This is a genomic window from Roseivirga thermotolerans (assembly GCF_014653175.1).
Taxonomy (GTDB): domain Bacteria; phylum Bacteroidota; class Bacteroidia; order Cytophagales; family Cyclobacteriaceae; genus Roseivirga; species Roseivirga thermotolerans.
Genome location: NZ_BNAG01000002.1, coordinates 836,456 through 858,401 on the forward strand (window position 1 = coordinate 836,456; position 21,946 = coordinate 858,401).

17 protein-coding genes are annotated in these 21,946 nt (G+C 41.9%); 10 read left to right on the forward strand and 7 right to left on the reverse strand.

Annotated elements, in window-relative coordinates:
- The first annotated feature begins 41 nt into the window (after positions 1 to 41).
- The 7 genes from IE164_RS09535 to IE164_RS09565 all read left to right on the forward strand — a co-directional run bounded on the left by IE164_RS09535 (position 42) and on the right by IE164_RS09565 (position 10,363).
- Positions 42 to 3,113: a coiled-coil domain-containing protein gene (locus tag IE164_RS09535; protein WP_189629984.1), complete on the forward strand. Its 3,072-nt coding sequence runs from the start codon at positions 42 to 44 to the stop codon at positions 3,111 to 3,113.
- Between the two features lie 31 nt (positions 3,114 to 3,144).
- Positions 3,145 to 3,987 carry a hypothetical protein gene (locus IE164_RS09540; RefSeq protein WP_189629985.1) on the forward strand — a complete coding sequence of 281 codons (843 nt, stop codon included), beginning with the start codon at positions 3,145 to 3,147 and terminating at the stop codon, positions 3,985 to 3,987.
- Positions 3,988 to 4,036: 49 nt separating this feature from the next.
- Entirely contained in the window at positions 4,037 to 4,990 is a 954-nt protein-coding gene (locus tag IE164_RS09545) for a hypothetical protein (protein WP_189629986.1), read from the forward strand.
- Positions 4,987 to 5,712, forward strand: coding sequence for a hypothetical protein (locus IE164_RS09550; RefSeq protein ID WP_229838606.1), 726 nt, complete (start codon positions 4,987 to 4,989; stop codon positions 5,710 to 5,712). The genes IE164_RS09545 and IE164_RS09550 overlap by 4 nt, the downstream gene beginning before the upstream one ends.
- An 83-nt stretch (positions 5,713 to 5,795) precedes the next feature.
- Positions 5,796 to 7,310 (forward strand): eCIS core domain-containing protein, encoded by a 1,515-nt coding sequence (locus IE164_RS09555; RefSeq protein ID WP_229838608.1) that lies wholly within the window; start codon positions 5,796 to 5,798, stop codon positions 7,308 to 7,310.
- A 79-nt stretch (positions 7,311 to 7,389) separates the two neighbouring features.
- Positions 7,390 to 8,892, forward strand: a complete 1,503-nt coding sequence (locus tag IE164_RS18530; RefSeq protein ID WP_229838609.1) for an eCIS core domain-containing protein — start codon at positions 7,390 to 7,392, stop codon at positions 8,890 to 8,892.
- Positions 8,893 to 9,010: 118 nt separating this feature from the next.
- Positions 9,011 to 10,363 (forward strand): hypothetical protein, encoded by a 1,353-nt coding sequence (locus IE164_RS09565; RefSeq protein ID WP_189629988.1) that lies wholly within the window; start codon positions 9,011 to 9,013, stop codon positions 10,361 to 10,363.
- A gap of 10 nt (positions 10,364 to 10,373) precedes the next feature.
- Here the strand turns inward: IE164_RS09565 and IE164_RS09570 are convergent, their stop codons facing one another.
- Entirely contained in the window at positions 10,374 to 11,108 is a 735-nt protein-coding gene (locus IE164_RS09570) for a tetratricopeptide repeat protein (protein WP_189629989.1), read from the reverse strand.
- Positions 11,101 to 11,691 (reverse strand): RNA polymerase sigma factor, encoded by a 591-nt coding sequence (locus IE164_RS09575; RefSeq protein WP_189629990.1) that lies wholly within the window; start codon positions 11,689 to 11,691, stop codon positions 11,101 to 11,103. The genes IE164_RS09570 and IE164_RS09575 overlap by 8 nt, the downstream gene beginning before the upstream one ends.
- Positions 11,692 to 11,932: 241 nt before the next feature.
- Between IE164_RS09575 and IE164_RS09580 the strand changes: the two genes are divergently transcribed.
- The 3 genes from IE164_RS09580 to IE164_RS09590 all read left to right on the forward strand — a co-directional run bounded on the left by IE164_RS09580 (position 11,933) and on the right by IE164_RS09590 (position 16,961).
- Complete coding sequence (locus IE164_RS09580; RefSeq protein ID WP_189629991.1) at positions 11,933 to 13,822, forward strand: CHAT domain-containing protein; 1,890 nt, start codon at positions 11,933 to 11,935, stop codon at positions 13,820 to 13,822.
- Positions 13,823 to 13,953: 131 nt separating this feature from the next.
- Positions 13,954 to 14,286 carry a PadR family transcriptional regulator gene (locus IE164_RS09585; RefSeq protein ID WP_189629992.1) on the forward strand — a complete coding sequence of 111 codons (333 nt, stop codon included), beginning with the start codon at positions 13,954 to 13,956 and terminating at the stop codon, positions 14,284 to 14,286.
- Positions 14,283 to 16,961 (forward strand): ABC transporter permease, encoded by a 2,679-nt coding sequence (locus IE164_RS09590; RefSeq protein ID WP_189629993.1) that lies wholly within the window; start codon positions 14,283 to 14,285, stop codon positions 16,959 to 16,961. Before IE164_RS09585 ends, IE164_RS09590 begins: the two co-directional genes overlap by 4 nt.
- A 92-nt stretch (positions 16,962 to 17,053) precedes the next feature.
- Here the strand turns inward: IE164_RS09590 and IE164_RS09595 are convergent, their stop codons facing one another.
- From IE164_RS09595 to IE164_RS09615, 5 genes are all read right to left on the reverse strand, one after another.
- On the reverse strand, positions 17,054 to 17,749 hold the full coding sequence (locus tag IE164_RS09595) for a hypothetical protein (RefSeq protein WP_189629994.1): 696 nt from the start codon (positions 17,747 to 17,749) through the stop codon (positions 17,054 to 17,056).
- Between the two features lie 81 nt (positions 17,750 to 17,830).
- On the reverse strand, positions 17,831 to 18,295 hold the full coding sequence (locus IE164_RS09600) for a DUF6265 family protein (RefSeq protein ID WP_189629995.1): 465 nt from the start codon (positions 18,293 to 18,295) through the stop codon (positions 17,831 to 17,833).
- Between the two features lie 38 nt (positions 18,296 to 18,333).
- Positions 18,334 to 19,347 carry a polysaccharide deacetylase family protein gene (locus IE164_RS09605; protein ID WP_189629996.1) on the reverse strand — a complete coding sequence of 338 codons (1,014 nt, stop codon included), beginning with the start codon at positions 19,345 to 19,347 and terminating at the stop codon, positions 18,334 to 18,336.
- Positions 19,347 to 20,189, reverse strand: coding sequence for a glucosaminidase domain-containing protein (locus tag IE164_RS09610; protein ID WP_189629997.1), 843 nt, complete (start codon positions 20,187 to 20,189; stop codon positions 19,347 to 19,349). Before IE164_RS09610 ends, IE164_RS09605 begins: the two co-directional genes overlap by 1 nt.
- Positions 20,190 to 20,268: 79 nt before the next feature.
- A complete protein-coding gene (locus IE164_RS09615) occupies positions 20,269 to 21,810 on the reverse strand; it encodes a hypothetical protein (RefSeq protein ID WP_189629998.1) in 1,542 nt (513 codons plus the stop codon).
- Positions 21,811 to 21,946 lie beyond the last annotated feature (136 nt).

Here is a 21,946-nt window from a genome sequence, read left to right on the forward strand (position 1 = left end):
ACACCGGCAATTAAAATTTTCAACGATTAAACCTTATGACAATGAGTATTACATACACCGAGGAGCTCCAGGGCTCAATCAACAACTCGAACAATCAGTTTATACAAGAGGAATACGACCTCGATCATGCCAACAATGCAGCTAAAATTTCGCTGTACTACGCCCATGGCGAGACCGAAAAAAATGCCATTAACTACCGAAATGCAAAAATAGAACAAAGCAGAGCCCTTAACTTGGACAATCAGGCTGTTCAAGGGGTAAACTTGGCCACCAACGCGGCCACTGCAGCCAAGCAATCACTGGTAGATTCCGGTAAAGCCACAAGCAATATCTCCACAGCGGCCGCCAACATGCAAATTGCTGCCAATGCCATTACCAAGCTCTCTAGCGATGTGGCCGGAATACTGGCCGTGGCTAATGCTGCAGACCATGGAAGCCAAATTCAGAACTCTGTTGAAAGAGCCTATAAGAAAATTAGAAAGGCGGCTAAACTGGCAGAGGAAGTAAGTCTTGTTTCTTTGAATGCGACTATTGAAGCCGCACAGTCTACAGCAAGCACGGTGGTTACAGACTCTCAGCAAACTGTTGCGGCTATGGGGAACTTCCAGAAATCAACTGCCGCCCAGTATAGCAACACCTCGGCACAGGCAGTGGCCGGAAATGAAGGCCTTACTGAAGCCCGGAAAAACGAAAAGGCTGCAGCGGGCAACTTCGATATTACCAAAAAACAAGACAAGGCCATAAAGTCTACACGTCAGCTTATCAACAAAGTATCTAACTACAACCTTCAGCTATTCGATCCAGCTCTGAAAAAGACAAAGTCGGCTACTACCGATCAGGTTTGGATAGTTCCACCGGGTGAATCCTATACCATCAGCTTCAATAAATTTGAGGGCGATGGCCTATCAGGCAATAATGGGAGCGACCCAACCGAAAGCGGTTATGTAAAATACTATCGACTTATAATGGTCAAGTATGATGCCTCTGCTTCTTTCGATATCAATGTGGCCAAAGATCTCGATGTAGGCACATATCATCAAATTCCGGCCAAAGGGTATAGCAGTTATGCTCGGACTTTCTACTTATTGGGAACCGATCAGGCACTTATTCCAAGAGACCCCAGTGTGCCTAAAGAAACCGATCCGAACTCGCTAGATGCAACAGATGCCAAGCATGTCAGAGGTATAGCCGTAGACTACCTAGGCAAGCCGGTTGAACCGGGAGAACATTATGTGGCCTATGTATACGCTGTATATTCAGATGCATACCAGAAGCTTATTAGCAATACCGATGGCTTGCTTTCCCTGCCTTCAAAAAACCTTCAATTGCAAATGGATTTACCTAAAATTCCGAAGCATGGTTTAGACAAAGACGGCAAATCAAAAGACAACCTGGTTTTACACGACCCAGCACAATTGAATTCCAGAAATTTTGCAGTGCAGTTTGAGGTAAAACAGAAAGACTATAATCCAGATCTCATGGAGTATAGGATAATGCTGGTAGAAAAACGAAATGTAGATGCACAAAACCTTAATAAGAAAGTGCAGGCTGCCTTAGATAGGTTAGACAGAGCAGAGTATAACTACAACCGGCAAAAACAGAAGCTTCAAACCATGCAGCAGGCATTGAATAGACTGGAAATTGAGTTTAACACCACCCAGGTCAACGTTCAGGAACTTGAAGCAAATCAGATTGAGGTTGACGAAAAAACACCGGTGTACATTAAGGCGCAGCAAGATGAAATTACATTGCAGTTGGGCGTACTGAACAAAAAGCTGGAGACCAACCGAAGCAGTCAGGTTGAGCTGGAGGCGAGCATTTATGGCAATGCTACTACAGTAGGCCAGCAAAAAGTAGTGGCCAGTGCCTATAAAGAGTATCAAGATGCGTTGCAGGCAGATCAGGCTATTTCTACTCAGAAAATTGAACTAAACGTAAGCGATTTTATTTTCGATGCTGACCTGATGAATAGTGTACAACCGGCCAATTACTATTCTGCCACGCCTTTTAAATGGACAGAGGAATCGGCTAAAAGCCAGCATAAGGAAGCCAAAGAAACCTTAAAACTAGCGCAACTAAAGGCTACAGATGCCATTAAAGAGTATGCCTTCTACGATTTTGACCTAAAGGAGGCTCACAATGCCGTTCAGGAAGCTAGTGACAAGGTAAATGAAATGAAAACAGCGCTTAGCAAGGCTGAAAGTGACTTAGATAAAGTGGAAATGAACACCTCCGGTTCTACGGATAGCCAAGAGTTGAATGACGCTATCGCAGCACTGAACACAGCCCGTGACAATTTACAATTGGCAGAAGCTGAATTGGCAGGAAGAGAAGTTGACCTCCAAATTGTAGAAGCCAATAAAACTTCAGGATTATCAGGAATTCAGAAGGTGCTGGACGGTTATGTCGTAGCCAGTTCTAACAATGAGCGTTCTACCGAAATTTTAGAGTTAAGTAAGAAGAACAAGCGGACAAACAGAGGTGCTTCGGCTACAAACGAGGTGGTGTTGTTCTATACCGAAACAGGTGAAGACGCTACTGATAATTATGGAGAACCGTTGCAGTTCAATGATATCAGCAATTGGAAAACAACGCTCGATATCTTTGAAAAGCTTTGGGAGAAGGAAGCACAGAAATTCGATCCGTTCTTCAACGGTATTGAACAACTGGGGCAGTCACTGGAGAAAAACCTCAAAAAACTCAAGCTGCAAGAAGCTGCTGAAAAGTCTGTTCAAGAAACGTTCGGCCATTTGCTTGATAGTAAGGATATAGGTCCTTACCTAAAAAGGTATCTCAAAGAAGTTGAAGATGAGGCTGAACACAAGATCAATGAAAAAGAAGCCCTAACCAAAGCTGCTATTGATCTTGAGAAGGAGATTCAGGCCATTCTTAAAGCCATTCTTGAATATAAGATCGATCAGGAGGCCGACCAGCTTCCTGAAGAAGTGAAGGATCAGTACCTGGCTCAGAAAAGTAACAATCCAGGTATTTCTTATCAGGCAGTAGTACTTACAACCATTCAGGCCAACAATGAAGAAGACCTGGTAAATCAGTATCGCCTGCAGCACTCACACTATTCTAAACCCAGTGCTCTATGGGGAGTAGTGGAGTAATCAATTAGTTCAAAACAAAAAACACAGAATCATGAGTAATTCAAAAATGAAAATACAGCTCCAAAAGAGAGCCTATAAAAAAGTTTTTCAAGATGTGACAGCCGAAAAATCTACGCGAATAAAGCATTTGCAACGGATGGTTGAGGAGGCCAAAGACAAGCTGGCCAAGGCTGAAGCTACTTACAATAGTTACGCATCAAAGTCAGAGCTCTTCGATCAGCTGCATGCCAATGCAAGCAATACACTAAGCGTGATGACCGATCAGGAAAATCTCGCTTCGGATCTTGTTCAAAAGGTGAATTCGCTTTTTGAGACAGCTACGGTGGCTATTGGAACAGCCAATGATACTTATTCAGATACAAAAAAACTGCTTCAGTCGGTGCAAAGGGTGGTAGACGCCACCCTGGCTGCCGCCACAGATATAAGTCTTTCTGGAGAGCTGATTATGAAGCGAAAAGCGGCTAACCCGCTCATATCGTCAGAATTGGTCAGTGAGGCCTCAAGAGCCACTACCGATGCTGGCAAGGCGGTTTCTCTGATTATAAACGCGCTAACCTCTACCTTCAACGCGCTGGCCACGGCCAATCAGGCCAGTAATACAGCCGAAATAGTGCAGGCGGAGATATTGTACCTCAAAGACCTGGTGGTAAGGGATACGTCCATGAGTAATTTAGATAGTACCATGATAACCATTCAGGAACGTGCTAACCAGAACTACATTAACGCCAGAGAAGCTGAAAAAGAAGCTCTCAGCGCAGCCGATGAAGCGCGTCAGCAAATGATGAAGAGTAAGAACGAACTTAATCGGGCCACAGCCGAACTGGCGAATGCCGAGTCGGCTCTCAATGCAGCCGAGGCAGCCGTTGGTAGTTGAAATGAGAGGGTGAAACTAATTTAAAGTTTCACCCTTATTAACCCACCTAATGTATGGAGCCATGAACAACTATGCTCAGTTATTTAGAGATCTTTTTAGAAAGACCAATGGATTTATGCTCAACTGGCCCTTGGGAAAAACCATTAGGGTTGGTGATTTCTTTACATTGCGTGCTGGTAAAATCAGTGTGGTAGGCAATATTTATGAGTCCTACTTTCAACTGAGTATTAGCGACACTTTTTCGAAAGATCTCCATCGTTTTGAGGCTCCACTACTAGAACCCTATGACTTCGATAGGATGGGATGGGAGTCTTTCAGGCCTCCCGAAGGAATGTGGAATATAATGAGTGGTTGTTATACCAATTATCAAAGCAAGCACCTTACGAAACCACACAAAAAGAAACTCCTGCCGGCTGAGGTGAACATATATGATACCCAGTTTCCCTTGCCCGGAGGTTATTTTTTTGCCTCTAGCCACCCTCACTATTGTAGAATGCCTCATTTTAAAGAGATTCATAAAGAACTCATAAGAAGGCTTACTACTGAGTTTTATAATTTCCACAGAATATATCTGGTTACCGATGTGGCCGCAGTTAAAGATTTTTCGGTAGGAGTAAGTGCTATAGAAAATGCGGTTATTCAGGTGTCCCGATCCGACTATTACAATGGCAACCTCATTGATCTGGTAAACTCCGAAGAGACTTTTGATGTAGAAAAAGTCTTTGGAATGGAAACACTCAAACTCAAACATGAGGGAGGAGGTATTGCTTTTAGAGCAAAAAAGATGGGGTTGTCAATTAAGGCTAAGGATACGCTTATTCGTGAGATTTTTGCGACAAAAGACCGTGATATTGAAAAGTATGCGGTAGAACTGATTGACAATGAGTTGTTTCATCTATTTCCAAAAATTGAGATTAACCCCAGCAATGCCAATGAGTTTTTTGAGTGGACCGATATGAGTCTGGAAGATATAGAATACTTTTTAGGGGGGAGCTTGGCGTGAAAGAGTTGAAAAGTCAGAATGCCGATATTTCTGTTAAGTCAGTGGCCAATCGGTTGGGGGAAAAATCACCGGGAGCATCATCTTTAAATTCACCGATCCAAAGAAAAGTACATTTCAGTAGTAGGTTTTTTAATCTCACTAAACGAATCGGAAATCCCCAAACGGTAACTGCAATAAACCTCAAGGTAAAGAGCCTTAACAGTGATATACCCTCAGCTGAACAAAAAGCTTTGGAAGGCCTACAGCAAAAGAACGATAAAACGCCACACCAGCTAGAGTATGTGAGAAACCCTACCGTGGCCAATTGGGGCTATTGTATAGAGGAACAACTTGATGACTATGCCTCCAGCCAAGGCTGGAGTACGCAGGTCAGCGTGAAGAGTGATAAAGTGGAGACCTCGCAGAAGTCAAGACCTGATTACCATCAAAAAATAGATGGTATAGATGTGTATGTAGATTTGACCTCAGAAAGGCAGTCAGGTTCTACCGGACCACACATTACAGGTAAACTATTCAAAGCTGGATTCGAGAAAGAGAAGCATATCGTTGGAGCCGACATTACTTATTCCTCTACAGGACCAAAACAAACCGAAACGTCAGTCAAAGATCTTAAGAAGATCCAAAAGAAAAATCAGAAAAGGGCCCTGAAGGAACTGGATGAGTATGTTCCGCCTGGTGAAAAACTCAGGAAAAAGGTGCATACCGATAATGAGACGACCTAGAATGATGTGGATACTTGTGAGTCAGGCAATGAAAGTACTTATTCCTACCATCATCAAATAATGTGTATTGAGAGAAAGTGATTATGCAGGAAAGTTCAAAAAAATATAAGTCATGCCCTGAAATGATGAACAGGCAAGCTGTTGCTCAAAGAAAAGGAAAAGAGGGAACTTCATTGGAACCACCTGTTCAAAAGAAATCTAACCTTACGGGCTTGCCAGACCAACTTAAGACAGGTATTGAAAACCTCTCAGGTCATTCAATGGACGATGTAAAAGTCCATTATAATTCATCGAAACCGGCCCAATTACAGGCTCATGCCTATGCCCAGGGCAATCAAATTCATTTAGCACCCGGTCAGGAAAAACACTTGCCACACGAGGCCTGGCATGTGGTACAACAAAAGCAGGGCAGAGTAAAACCAACCATGCAGTTCCAGCACAAGGTAAATATCAACGATGATGCAGGTTTAGAAAAGGAGGCCGATGTGATGGGAGAGAAAGCTTCAGACAATTCTAATATGAAACACCAATACCAGCTAAGACTAACTGCAGGGAGTAATTTTAATAGTGCTTCAATAGCTCAACCAAAGGTTAATGTGAGTTTAAAAACTAACAACTCTGACAATAATGATTCTGAATACTTCGTCCGGTTTTTGGGGTCTGGGTCTTATGGATCGGCTTATGAAACTTCGAAAAATAACGTTGCCAAAATTGGAAGTATTAGAGCTAATACAGTAAAAATAATGAACTCCGATGGTTTAGAAATTGACCCTGAATATCAGGCAAATCAAAACCCTAAAGGGTTGAACGAGGCAAAAGAAAACTCCTTAGAAAAGGAATACCATCTTATGGAGGAAATTCATAACAAAGCACCACATGGTTTTATAGCTCAACCGTTGTTTCTTGGGAAAATTTCAGTTCAAAAGGGAGTTGAGCCAACGGCCTTTGATAATGATGTCTCTACAGGACAACTGGCAATAGTAATGGAGAAAGTAAAAGTTCTGAATATTCTGAAACCAGAAAAAACTATTAAAAGCGAAGACCTTAAAGTGGATCACTTTAATAGTATTAAAAAGGAGATTAAAACATTTACTGAATTAATGGAATTAAGATGGAAGTTCATCGCATTGGGTTATCTGCATAAAGATATAAAGCACAACAATGCAGGATATGACGATAAGTCAAACCTTAAAGCAATTGATTTGGGTATGACTGACAAAATTGGTTCAGGTTATCACAATAAGGTCGATGAAAAGTTGATTGATCAAATGGTTCCTAGCTATGCTAATGGGACAGTTTTTAATGATGTTGTGAGAAGTTATAGTATTACTCTGAGTAATATTTTAGCCCATTTTGGAATTTCCAAAAGCGATAACAATTTGGTTCCTGAGAGTTTACGTAATATTTTAAAAGGATTGATTTTACGAGAGAATAGAGAGTCTTTTATTGATATGTCTAAGTATATAGATGTAAAATTAGAACCGGCTACCATCGAATATATAAAAGCAGTAGTCAAAGAAGAGATAAACCCTAAAATTTGGCGTAAACCTCAGGAAGAATCTATCTCCGAACGATTGAGTAATCAAGAAAGTGATTAGAAAACAAAGTCATTTGACAGCATGAAGGTAACCTTTTCTGATTTTTTGGCATTAAGCAATTGAGCACCCAAAATAAACAATGCTTGAAAAATCAACCTTTCAAAAATCCACCAATAGGATTGAGAGTAAAAGCGTTTCTGCTCAGCGGGTAGGCAAGAAAGGTGTTTCACTAGCTCCCCCAGTTCAAAGAAAACCGAACCTTACGGGCTTACCAGACCAACTTAAGACAGGTATTGAAAACCTCTCCGGTCATTCAATGGACGATGTAAAAGTCCATTATAATTCATCGAAACCGGCCCAATTACAGGCTCATGCCTATGCTCAGGGCAATCAAATTCATTTAGCACCCGGTCAGGAAAAACACTTGCCACACGAAGCCTGGCATGTGGTACAACAAAAGCAGGGCAGAGTAAAACCAACCATACAGTTCCAACACAAGATAAATATTAACGATGATGCAGGTTTAGAAAAGGAGGCCGATAAGATGGGAGAGAAAGCCATGGGTTTTAAATCTACCACCGGTTCGGTCAATAACCGTAAACTCATAATTGCGTCATTGACTAATCAACCGGTTCAAAAAGTCAAGAGTATTCAGGTCAACAAGTCAATAAGCCAGGAGTTGATAGACCCCGGTAAAGACAGTGCTACTTCGTATCAATGGGAAAGTAAATTCACCATTTATATATACGGACTTCATGAAAAGGAAGAACGGCCTAAGGTTCTGGTCTACATTAGAATCGAAACAGCCGCTGATGACTCTGTAGTTCAGGCGTGGAGTCGTCAGGTACAAGGTGAGTGGAGTAATAAATTTGCGATTAAAGATGAGGGTATAATCTTTCCAATAGAGGTACAGTTAGTAAGGAGTGAAGAAAAGGCTTATACCAATTATACAATAGAAAATGTTAAACAATCAAAGTCCCATGGAGTGAGAGGGCTTTTTGGAACAGAGAGCATGACCAAATGGGGAGAGGAAGACCCACAGGATATTCCGCACGAGGTAGGGCATATGCTGGGCAATAAAGATGAATATGGTACTGTTGATGGTCACGACTGGGAGGCTGAATATAATGAACTTAATGCTGAAACACACAGCATTATGCATAAAGGAGGACAACCACCCAGAGTCAGACATTTTAATCTCATCTGTACTGAGATTGCTGGAAGTGGCCTAATGAAAGACCCTACAATCATTAAGATGTCAGGAAGTCATGGTTTAAAAACGGCTGCATCCTCTTCTTCTTCCAAACCAAAAGCTTCCGTAGAAGATCCATATATGTCTGAGTTGAAAGCCAAGATAATGAAAAGAGAGGTCTCTAAAGAGACTGTTGCCTCCTCATCACATGAGACCAGTTCATCAAGTTCATTAGCGATTGCCAGTAAAGAAGAAACCTCATCGAGGTCTACCGGAAAGAAGAAAGTTCCCAACCACGATGAAAGGGTAAAATTGATTGAGAATTATGCTATAGACAATATTGATCAAATAAGTGCAGAACAAGTGAAGTATCTGAAATCCTTGAACTGGAGTGAAAGTGAGGAGGGAAGTTTGCAGGCTTATAATTGGATATGGGGACAACACGAATAGATCATATGCCTCCCTATGGAATGAATTTAATATGCTGATATCTCTTGTTTAATAGCAAACACTAGGGGTAACCTTTTCTCTTTTTGGGTATCAAGCTAGAAAGTATCCCAACCAAGCAGTGCTAAAGAAGTCATTACAACCAGTAAAAAGGAACTCCGATAATGAAAGTGCTCCGGCTCAAAGAGTGGGTGAGAAAGGTGTTTCCAGAAACCCTCCAATACAAAGAAAACCCATCATGCAATTTAAAGGTGGAATTAGTGTCAATAATGATGCTGGTTTAGTGTATGGAACTGGTGTAATGGACTCAAAACCTTTGGGTTCCGTTCAAAGAACGGGGGAACAATCCACGCGCAGTGCGAGCAAAATAAATGACCCTGTGGTTCAAGGCAATTTTATTAAGAATTGGTACAGGAAAAAATTCGGTATTCGCAAAGGAAAATATGATCAACAGAGCTCTCCTTTGCTGAAAGAAATGGGAGTGAGCATTGACGCAGAAAAGGTAGATCAACATATCGAAAAGAACAAAGGTAGCAAGGCTTCGTTGGTAGCATCAGGTCTTAAAGGGGTTAGTTCTGCCGTTGGTAAACCAGCTGATATCATTTCTAAAATATCTCCAGCATCAAGTGGCACCGCACTGAAGGTTAGCTCTGAAGCAGCCGGAATTGGTGGTATAATTGGAGCCACCGGTTCTTTAATTGATGCCGGAGTTGCTTTGCATTCACATATTACCGGAAACCAGCTGGCTGGAGATAAGCATTTGCTTAAGGCAGAGATTGCATCTAGCTTGTCTAGTGCAGGCACGAGTGTGGGAAGCTCCATGCTAGGGTTTGCCCATGCGGCTAACAATACCGGGTTAGTATCTACAGCGGCTAAGGTTGCTTCTCCGTTTGCCATTGCATCGGGTGCCTTCGATGTAGGTGCTGGTTTGGTTGGGTCAAAAGTGGCATCAGATCGAGAGGAAATGCTAAAAGGAATTGGTAAATCAAGCCAATCTGAAAAGGTGAAAGATGTAGCCCTGTTGGGTGAGGATGCCCAGGAAACTAAGAAAAAAACAGGAGTGGCTCGAGCACTGAAAGGTGGTCTGGCTTTGGCGGGTGGTATTGTCCTTGCCGCAGGCAGTGGCCCTATTGGTTGGGGACTTTTGGGAGCAAGTGCCTTAGTGGGTTTGGGTAGTACGGTTTATAAGATGTGGAGAAAGAATAAACATGGAAAGAAAGCCTTGGCAGGAGTAAGACATGGTAATATTGTAGAACAGGAAGAGCTAAATCGTATTCTGGACTCACAATCAAGACTGAAAAAGATGTCAGGGACAAGAGCCATGCGCGCACATGATATTATTAGGGGAGCTGCAGCAGATAAGCTTATAAGTGGAGGAAATGAAATTAGTGCCGATGAAAAGGAACATTTACTCCAAGCTCTGGGACTAAAGACTAATGCAACAGGCAAACAAATAGCTGCAGCGTTAGACTAAAGCTGGGGTATTATTTTAATTGATCTGCCTTGGCTTTGAGGGCAGTATCTTTCAATCCTGTCCATACTTGCTTGGCAGCCGGGTCATTACTTGTATCATTGTCTGTCAAATACAACAAACCCAAATACCATCTTGCCTGATCTTGAAAAAGGTGAGAACTGTCGCTAATTAACTCTAAAAATATAGGTTCAGCCTGTTCAAACTCCTTTAGGCCCATGTAGGCTACGGCCATAAGAAATCGGGCTGTATAGTTTTTGGAATCCTTAGAGTAAGCCTTTTCGAACAAAGCGATGGCCTGAGCATACTGCTGTTCATCATACCGCACAAGTCCGAGCATGAAATCATCATCGATATTCGTTATGTCTGTTCCCCTTAGGTTGGTAGGAGCCTCGTAAGGTTCAAAATAATTATCGAAGATGTATTCAGGCGATTTCGTAACGGAGCTTCGCCAAATCAAAAAACCAAAAGTGGCTATCACAGCAAAAACTGCGGCAGCCCTCCAAACCTGTTTAGTCTGGGGCTTTTTTGCTTCGAAATACTCTTTTTGCGCATCATTGACCAACGATTTAAATAAATTGAAATCGCTCTTTTCATTGAGAGCAGAACGAAGCTCAAGCTCCAACTGAAGCGATTTTTTTAGCTCTTTATCGGAACCAATGAGGTACTCAAATCTGGCTAACTCTAAACCCTCAAGCTCATTGAGTAGAAACTTATCAATCAGTTCATTTCTTTCCTGTTCAGTCATTTCCAACAAGTATTTGGTACTCAGGGTCTTTTTCGATCAAAGCAATCAGCTTTTCTTTACATACAAACTTGCGCTTCTTGGTATAGGAGACACTCGCAAAGCCAAAATGTTCCGTAATGCGTTTCATATTCACACCATTGAGGTACATCTTTAGTATTTGCTGACACTTTTCGCTGAGCTCCTTGAATTTTCGGTTATAAAACTGATAGCGCTCCAAGGTTAGTACAGCATCGTCAATTTCTTCTTGTGCAAGGTGAGAAGCATCTTGATATTCGGTCAGTGTTTTTCCCTTGATATCCCGCAGTTTCTTTTTCCAGATATTGCTACTAACCGCGTGCAAGTAGGTTTTAAACTGGCAGGTAAGCTCAAAATCTTTGTTCGACACATTTTGAAAAATGGCCATCATGGCGTCCTGAAAAACATCTTTGGCATCATCTTCCGAACCTGAGTTTTTTAAAATATGACTCTTAATATAAGGGAAGTATTTTTTGTAGATATGCAGGAGCGTTCGTTTGCGCCCCTTCTTTATACCTTGAATAAGGCTTTCGTCATCTAAGCCTTTGCTTATCTCTATCTTAAGCATTGCAGGTGTGTGTGGTTGAAGCCATTAATTTTAGACATTTATTGTGCCTATCACAAATATTATCACTAAATTCCTTTCCCCAATTTTTTTAGTGCTCCCCATATTTTTCGATTAAACACACATATGTATGATGGGTAGAGGACTATTGCATTCCTGCCTAAACTGCCTTACTGAATATTCACAGCGAACGATTTTTATCAGTTTCGTATGTCTTATTGTTGCTCATTTGCAAAACCGAGTAGTGGCTAAAGATTGTAGCGACATAGCCGGGCTTACTGAATTATATTGGGAAGGTGATATTACCAAAGAACAGTTTGGCCAATGGCTTAATGAGCTGCCTGAGAACTGCAGTCCAAGCCGCCCTGCAATTCAGCCTCACAGCATTGATCGTTTAATAAGTTTTTATACGACTATGCTGAAGCGCATTGAGAACACACCTCACTTATCAACGCCTTCAACTCTTTCCCTTTCTCTGAAACTTAAAGAGGAACTTAACCTGGTGAATAGTCAACCCCAATGGTTTTCCGACCTAAACAGGTATACTACCGATTTTCATATGGCAAATTTACAAATGGAGCTATATGAGTTAGAAATAAAGGCACTATGGCTGAAATACACATCAGGTCAACTAGAGCAACAAGCCATTGAAGATAAGTTAGGAGTATGTATTCAGTATCTAAGACAAATATACATGTCTGGACTTATGAGCGGCAGACGAAAGAATTACGTAACCCATACCTACGGTCTGATTGAAGGGGTTTTGCGAATTCTTGCTCAGTTAAATGACTCTGAGTCAACCAATAAACTTGTTTTACAAGCCATGGAGGTAAGTCGTTTAGGTGAACTTACAGTGAACAATCAATTTCTGAGCCAAGGAGGGGCACAAGCCAGGCTTTTGAGAGAAGTCTTAAAGACCATTGAAAAAACGGAGTTAGAGCTTACAGAGGTGCCAGACTTTGACCTTCATACAAAATCAATGCTTAGAAGAACAATCAATACCCATCGGAATAAGTATTATTTAATTATTGATAGTGGTGTCAAAAACTTGGTAGGTCAGGAAAAGATACCATTGATTAGAGAAGAAGGAGTGGTGCGAATCACTTTTTTTGAAGGGAGAGATGGAATATATCAGGTGGTTGAAAGTCAGGAGAAGACCGATCTGGTAGTTCATCATAAAGACCGACTCAAAAGGTTGGTTAGTGAACTATTTACCAAACTCACGCAGGCCAAAAATGCATTAACAGGAGGTCATGAAGAATTTAAAGAGCTTACAGCTGCCTTGAACAGTTTGGGAGCAATCTTAATTGTGCCTTTTAAAGTGAGTAGGTATAAGCAGGTATATATACTGAGCGATGGTATTCTTAATGACCTGCCTTTTGAACTGCTCTTAAATGCAGAGAATGAATACCTCATTGAGAAAAGTAATGTGACTTACGGAATGTCAGAGGCATCGATTCATTTGGTCGACCGGACAGTTACCTATTCCATCGGTCAGTATCATCAGGCTGAACGTAGACTAGAGCATGTGAGTCGAGAGCTACAGTCTTGGAGAGGAGTCTCCGGTTTAGCAAATAATGCCTTTGAATTTGCCAGCAGTAAAGAATCGAACGTATACCACATGGGTAATCATCAACTACTGGACTTGAATAGAGAACCTTTGCTGCTAAAGTCCGACTATGATACGCTTTATCGTTATGCCCTGTACAATTTCAAGATTATACCACAAGTAATGATTCTAAGCAGTTGTCACTCCCGAGCAGGTTGGCCGGTTAGTGGAGAAGGCAACAAAAGCTTTACCAGTAGGAGTCTTGAAATAGGAGCACAAAGCGTTATTGGGAGTTTGTGGAATGTAGACGACAAAGCCTCCCAGCAACTCATTACAAGTTTTATTAAGTACTTAAAGCAAGGAATTCCCAGCGATCGCAGTCTTAAATTGGCTAAAATAGATTATCTGGCTAAAGCAGATGATTTTCATAAGAACCCATTCTTCTGGTCTGCCTATGTCCAGGAAGGCCACATATTCAGGTTGAAAGACAATTCTACCAATAGGTGGTTTTATTACATATTGGTGTTGGTTTCCTCTGTCGCAGTTTTGCTGGTTAATCTCAAGGTTAAGGTCATTATTTCCTAAACTATGCTGGCTACGGTTCGCTACACAAATCTGCCGATTCATACCCAAGACTAGGTTAACAAGTGTTAATTACTTGTACAAATATGAAAGATATATTTGTTTTATATTTGTGTAACTAATATTACACGCTTATGAAAGGTACATATCTAGGTGAATTCGAAGAACTGGTCTTACTTACCGTTGGGGCCCTTTACCCCGAAGCCTACGGAGTGGCTGTAATGGATGAAATAAAGAAGGAGACTGGCCGAACTGTGAACATAAGCGCCATTCACTCGGCCTTGAGGAGGCTGGACGATAAAGGCTTTGTAAAGAGCAAAATGGGTGGTGCCACCAACGAAAGAGGCGGGAGGCGTAAGCGCTACTTCGAGCTCACTTCCCAAGGCAAGAAGGCCTTGGACGAGGCCCAGTCTTTGCGATTGAAGCTTTATAACCGAATAACAGATATTTCATTGGGAGGTTCTTGAGCAAGCAACAGCACATATCGCCCCCAAGATTGGCCAAGCGTTTTTTGCGACTCTACTGCCGGCAGGAATTTCTGGAAGAAATAGAAGGAGACATTTATGAACTCTTCGATAGGCGGGTTTCTCAAAAGCCCAGGCGCGCCCGGTGGCTCTTCTGTTGGGATGTGCTTCGCTTCTTCCGCCCAATGAACATTAAGCGAATCAAAACAACAAACTCAAATATCATCAACATGACAAGAAACAATTTTAAGGTTGCAGCCCGGGTTTTGTGGAAACAGAAAACCAACACGGTGTTAAATATAGGCAGCATTGCTGTTGGCATGGCATGCTTTATACTCATAGGCTTATATGTGAGGCAAGAACTTAGTTTCGACAAATTTCACGATAAGGGAGATCGGATATACCGAACCTGGACCAAAGAAGATTATGGTCAGGGCCAGCAGTTTTTCTACACCTCCTCACCATTGCCACTAGCCCCCACTTTAGAAGCTAATATTCCTGAGGTAGAGGCCACTGTGCTGGTAGACTACAGCAATTTTTTGGTAGGAGATGGAGAAAACAGACTTAATGAACGAGTAGCATTTGTAAGCCCCAACTTCTTCGATGTTTTTAGTTTTAAGCTACTAAAGGGCAATGTACAAAAGCCACTAGAGCGTAACACTATTGTGCTTTCGGAAGACTATGCCTTGAAATATTTTGGATCGGAAGAAGCTGTGGGTAAGCACATAACGCTGCAGGTCAACGACAATAAGGTGAGTTATGAGGTATCGGCCATAATGGCCAATATGCCCTCTAACACCGGGTTTCAGATGAATATGATCGTTTCTAATGAAGATAAGGAACGATTTTATAACCCCAGGGCTTTGCAGGCTTGGTTCAATATTGCACCGGAGACCTTTGTGTTGCTTCGTGAAAATACTTCGGCACAAGAAGTGGTTGAAAAGTTTCCTGAAATGATTAACAGCGTTTTAGGTGACCGAATAGAAGAAGGTCAATACGAGTTAGGCTTGCAACTATTGGAAGACATACATTTAAACCCCGACTTCCCTGCAGCTTCCATGCCCGTGGGTAACCCCAGGTATGTCTATGTGCTGGCCACTATTGGCATGCTGGTGTTAGTAATGGCTTGCATTAACTACACTACTTTGTCTACCGGTCAGTCCATTAGAAGGTCTAAAGAAGTAGGCATCAGAAAGGTAGTTGGGGCGCAGAAAGGCGGCCTTATCTGGCAGTATCTTTCAGAAAGCATCCTTATCACCGCTTTTGCCACTTTGGCTGGTGTAGCTTTGGCTCTGTTTCTATTGCCCACCTTCAACCATCTGGCCGGCACTCAAATAGCTATCATTTTTGATTTACAGAACCTATTACTTCTTATCTCTATCATTTTATTGGTAGGTATTGCCACGGGCTTATATCCTGCCTTTGTGCTTTCAAACCTCAAGCTCATCAATATTTTGAGAGGAGGAAAGAGCGGAGGTCGCGGAGCTGGTATTTTTCGAAAGTCGTTGGTGGTGTTTCAACTATTGCTCACCATTTTTCTCATTTCAGGCTCCTTAATTATGCGTCAGCAGCTTAATTTCTTACAAAGCAGCGATGTTGGCTATGAAAAAGACGCCATGGTTTATGTGAATCTGTACCCGAAAGAAGGTGCCAATGGAATGCTCAATGGGATAGTTTCAGGCTTCGAAAATGCCGAATTATTGAAGGCACGATTGAGCCAGTATCCGGAAGTATCGGGTCTTGGAGCGGCCAACCATATGTTTGGATCTACCGGCTGGACTCAGGTGGGCTTCAACGATGTGAATGGACAGTTCAGACAGTTTTATGTATTGGCTACAGACGCTCATTTTGTTGACGGCTTTAACATTGCCATGAAAGAAGGGAGAGCCTTTGACGAAGACATGGAAGTGGATAAGCGCGAGTCAATTATCATTAATCAGGCGGCAGTTGACTATTTTGGTTTAGAAGACCCAGTTGGTAAGAAGCTTCCGGGCAACGACTTTGGTAACCATCGAATTATTGGGGTTACGGAAAACTTCAACTTTCAATCGCTACATACAGATGTAGAACCCCTGATTATAGTGCAAAACCTGTCACCCATATTTGCCGGAATAAGCGATGTTACTATCAATGATAACCCCATACCTAAGGTGTTTTTCAAGTATACCGGTCAGAATTTGCTCGCGGTTAGAGATATTTTGGATGAGGCATGGTCTGAGTTATTTCCAAATGAAGAGTTAAACTTTAGCTTTATCGATGAACGGTTACGACTTCTTTATGAAAACGAAGCAAGGGTAAATAAGATAGCGGGCGTTGCCACCGTAATAAGCATACTGATTGCTGCTTTTGGCCTTTTGGGCTTAACCATACTTGTAGTCAACACCAAGGTTAAGGAAATTGGCATTCGAAAAGTATTAGGAGCCTCGCCAATAACCATTATGAATATATTACTCCGGCAGTTCAGCATTCAACTTGGATTGGCGTTCTTGATTTCCATTCCCGTTACCTGGTATTTAATGAATCAATGGTTGAGCGATTTTGCTTACCGGGTAGACATTGGTTTGCTGGTGTTTGTGGCCAGTGGTTTTCTATCTTTCTTAATTATGCTGTCCGTTATAGTGTATCATGCCGTGCGGGCTTCCAGAATTAATCCTGTAAATGCTCTTAGAGTAGAGTAGGGCACAAGCAAAAAAATGAAGGTCATGTATAGAACTTAAGAAGCTCATACATGACCTTTTTCAATTCTGTATTACAAGTTGAAAATAGTTGGCTAGTTCTTATCGGTTAGTTCTACTCCGTGAAATGGACAGTAAATCCAGGTTCCTTTCATTTTCTTTCCATCGGTAGGGCAATATTTCGGTGGTAGGAGCGCGGCAAGCGGAAGTTCAAAAGAGAAAACCTCATCGCCCAAATGTACTTTAAAAGAATGTTGTTTAAAGGGATCGATAAGCCGATCTTCCTTACCCTTAGATTTGAACATGAAAAACTGCATGTTTTTCCCCATATCGCCCATCATATTGGCTAGCATGGGTTGCATGAAAGACATTAGCGTACTGGCATCATTGCTTATTTCGGAGTCATCTAGTGGCAGATGTTTTTTACCATCAGACGTTTCTAGGCGAATCATGGCTCTTACCTCAGATATTGGTGTGTATTTTATGTTACCAAAAACACCAAACTCTCCATCAATCACGGCTATCAGTTCAAAATCATCAAAAATATCAATCATTTCTTCCAACTCATCGGCCGATATGCTCTCGTCAGCAGCAAAAGAAGCTTCCCAGTACTCCAAAGGAATGTACCAAACCAACCGCATCAGGTTCTGGTCTTCGGACATTAGCTGTGTTTCATTGATGAGCTCATTGATATCTATAGCTCTTTTTTGAGCTTGTGCTGAAAAAGTAAAAATCAAAGAGGCGATTACGGATAAAATTACAGAGCGCAAGAGAAATGGTGAATGTTTCATTGGTTAGGTTTTACTTGCTAAACTTAAGTGGAAAAATGAAAAAACTAAAGCCAGGGCATAAGTTGAACGTTGGTTTTGGTACTAATTCAATTTATTGAATACAAAATCTTTCTTCCTGGACGCACCATCTGATATAGATGCAATGAGCTTGTTTTGTTCGAGTTTGTAGCTAATAACTTTCGGGAAATCGTGTTCCGGATTTTCGCAAATAAACCCATCAGCATTAGTATAGGTAAGCCTAAAGCGTACCGGATTATCATTTTCAGCCACTTTGGCAATATAAAAGAGCGCATTGTCTTCTTGGAGCAGTTGCAGGTGTTCTACAAATACCGTATCCGTATCTTTCAGTGTAAAGCCAATTCCTTTATACTCTGTATCTGTTTGTTTTTCCCAAAACTCAAAAGCGGTAGTGCCGGGGGGAGCATTTAAGCGTTGCCATTGACCTAGTAACCAGCTTAGCTCGTCTATACCTTGTGGTTTCTGATGGCTTGAATGCGGAGCAACTAAAGCAGCGAGTGTTAAAAACAAAGGCAACAACTTTTTCATAACAATTAACACTTAAGAAAGATAAGCTTTTTTATGGGTCACTCGGCAATTTGAGGGATTACCCAAAGGTAACTGAACCAGTGCCAACGGCCTTCACTATCGGGCACGGTAATGGTAAATAGTGTCCTCCTTCGTTTTAGGTCCCGGTCTGGCCTAATGCTTAGCTTAACCAACCCTTCTTTTACAACCTGTATGGATTTACGACATTCGGCTCCCTGAACAAAGCACTGCAATTGCTCTAGTTTTAGTTTGTTTTCTGTAAACTCCAGCTCAATTCGCGGAAGACTTTTGCTACCTGAAAAGCCATTGGTATTGACTTCCTGACGGCTTACTACCAGAGTATGCATGTTAGCCTTCTGTTTAAATTCATTGAGATTGGCATAGAACTCCGACATGGGAAAGCGCGGCAAATAAAACTGGCTTTGCTGGCTATGCATTACTCCTGAGTTTTGAGCAGCAGCTCCTTTATAACCTCTTTTTTTTAGGGTATTGGCCATAAAAGCATTCCACTCTCCATAGGGATAGGCATAAATGGTAGGTTTAGTACCCAGGTGTTCTATAAAAGCATCTTCACTTGTTTGTAAATCCTCTTCAAAGAAGGCATCTGTTTTGTTGAGAAAGTAGGCATGTGAATGTGAGTGATTGCCTATTTCTATACCGGCCTCTTGTACCTTTTTTAGTTCAGACCAGTTCATATAGTCTTTTCCTCCAACCGTTTCAGTGTTTACAAACAATGTGGCTTTAAAGCCATATTTCTGTAATAGAGGAAGGCCTTTTTCGTAAAAGCTAGAGTAGCCATCGTCTATAGTCAGAACCACCGCTTTTTGGCCTTTCTTGGGTCTCTTTAAACGATCTATGGCTTCAGAAAAGGTGAGTACTTCGTAGCCTCCATCCTTTAAAAATTTCAGGTGCGCCTCAAACTTATCGAGCGATACGTTGGTACTGGGGAACCTGTCATCTCCAAAACGATGATATACAAAGGCACTTATTCCGCCCTCCTGGGCACTTAGCTGCGTGCCAATTGCTAATAGAAAGATTATCAAACTGCGCATTACTTAAGCGGGTATCTTAGATAAGTTGTGTCCAAGTGATGATGATCGTACTGTTCAAACCTATTGTAGCGAATCATTCCAAATACCTGCTCCACATATTCGTCTCCTCGCTCCGAGTATTTATCCAGCAAGGGAACCAGGGCCCTGATGTCTGAAGTTTCGGCCCTTTTTCTACGGAACCGGGCATATGCAGGGGTTCTGGCTATGGTTTGAAAATAGTCCATCACCGATTCTTCAATATGATCATATTTTCGCAGATATACCTGGTAATCTTCTCGCCTTACACTAGCGGCAATACGAGGCTCATTGGGATCGAAAGACCAAACCCCGAAGACATTGTTGGCTTCTCTGAAAAAGCGAGATTTGCCCCAGCCCGATTCAATGGCAGCTTGCGCCAATACGATGCTGTTGGGGTGGGTGAGCAACCTTCTTTTAAGCAACAGAATATCGTCTGTTTTATAGGTTTCTGTTAGTTGTAGAAAAAACAGGCTGTCTTCAGCATTCAATTTCTTTTTAATCTGAATGCTTTCCAGTCGTTTTAGGTCTATTTCCAGTCGTTTTTTAGCCACCAGTATGGCCGGCAACATTACGGCAATAAAACGCTGCTTGGCTTCGTCTGAATCGAGTGAATCCAGAAAGGTAACGTTGCTATAAAGGATTGGTCGTACAACAACGGAATCAATTAACTGGATTTCTTCGGGGCTAAGTACCTCTCTGTATTCGGTAATAATTTCGGGCCATTCTGCTCTTTCGACTTCCTTTGTGGTTCTAAACCAGCGGGTCGAAAGAATAATCAGGAAAATAAAGGTGAGAATGACAATGACCTTCCGTTCATCAGACATGAGGCAAATATAACCATCCTTATGGAATCTTTTGTAATTCGTAGATAACCGGCTCTGCCTCTATGCGGCTTCTGCCCACTCAACTGTAGGCTTTACGCTTCTCTCGCACCAGTTCGGCAAAGTCCCTGCCCTCAATTTTAGAGTCAATCCAACTCATCAGGTCAAAATAGAGCAGTGTTTTTTGGGAGAAGTCTCCTTCATTCACTTTTTCAATTTCTGCCTTTAGGCTCATAAATCCCTTTTTGAGGTCTTGTGGAAAAATAGAACCTATTTTGCTCATAAATTCCAGAAAGACTTGCTGTACCTTTCCCAGGTTTTCTTCGAAAACAATATAGTCGCGGGCGGCTTGTAGTTTTTGTTCCATATAATCTTCTTCTCCGGTGTCGTAATCTATGAGTATGCTCAATATACGGGCATAGCCTTTGAGATCACTGCGCAGTCTGTCTCCATCGTTTAGTAACCGATTCAGGTAGAGCCTTGCCTGGCTGTAGTGTTTTAGGGCAAAATAATAGACTGAGGCTTTATAGTAGATTACAATAAGGTTGTGCTTGTCAATGTATTTCCTGTTAGCCTCCACCTCTTGCATTATGGTTTTTATTTCGGGCAGCTTGCCTTCAAAGTCGGTGGTAAGAAACACGTGATTGAAAGCCTGAATAGCCTTATACTTCACCAATAATACCTGCGTATTACTGGCCAATGAGGGACCTTCCTGCTGTTCAAACCGTTGAAATAGGCTATAGTAGTGCTCAAACTTTTGAATGCTGTTTACTCTGAAGGCCGATTGCAATAATCGATTGAGCCCTTTTAAATACCCGGCTCGTCTTTTCTTATCGAGTCCCGTTTCGTGGAATATGTCGATCCACTTTTCGGCATAGGTAATGCACTTTTCGAAGTCGTAAGTAAGGTAGGAAAACCAGTAGTAGGCTCGGTATAGATAAAACTTTTCGTTGAATGCCAACTCCGACTCTTTAAAGTCGGGCAGGTTGGTGTAGAAGAGGGCCTTTAGGTTGTTTAATTCCCTTTCCGATTTCACCATGCCGTGTTCCACAAAGCGGGCTTTTAGCTTAGTGGCCAGCGTGAAAAACTGTTGCACATTCATAAATCGCTTCATGGCCTGCTCAGTTTGGGCGTTGAGTTCATCGGCCTGTTTTTCTTCCAAATCAAATACCTGCTGAGACCTAATCTGCTTCTCGTAGTCGAGCAGTGCCAGCTGAAATAAGTCTTTTCGATAGTCACCCGTTATATTTTTGGCCCTGTTCAACAGCCTCAGACTCTGGTGATAAAGCCCCTTTTTATAGAGCACCCTAATGTAATCCAACTGTTCCCGCAGGTCTATGTCTATATCGTGTTTCAGGTTAGAAAGACGCAGACTAGCCAAAATCTGACTGTATAAGTGAGATTTGAGATTGGCAAACTGTGTCTTGCTGGTTTTGGGTAGTTTTTTGAGAATCAGTGCCTCATCGTACACATCCATTTGCTCCATTATGTCGAACAGCTTTATGTATTTCGTTTCGCGCGAGCTTCCTACCCGGTTGGCATATAGCTTAAAACTTCTCTTCTCAGACTTGGTGAGTGACTGTATGAGTTCAAAAAGCAGTTGTTCATTCTGAATCTTGGACATGCTATAAGTTAAGGTTTTAATCGGTTGGTTTACAGTTGTTTATTCGTGTTTTTCCTAAGCATGGAGTTCATATGGTCTATGAAATCTACTGGCTTCAACACAGACAAATTAGATAAATTCAGAATGGTTGACTTTA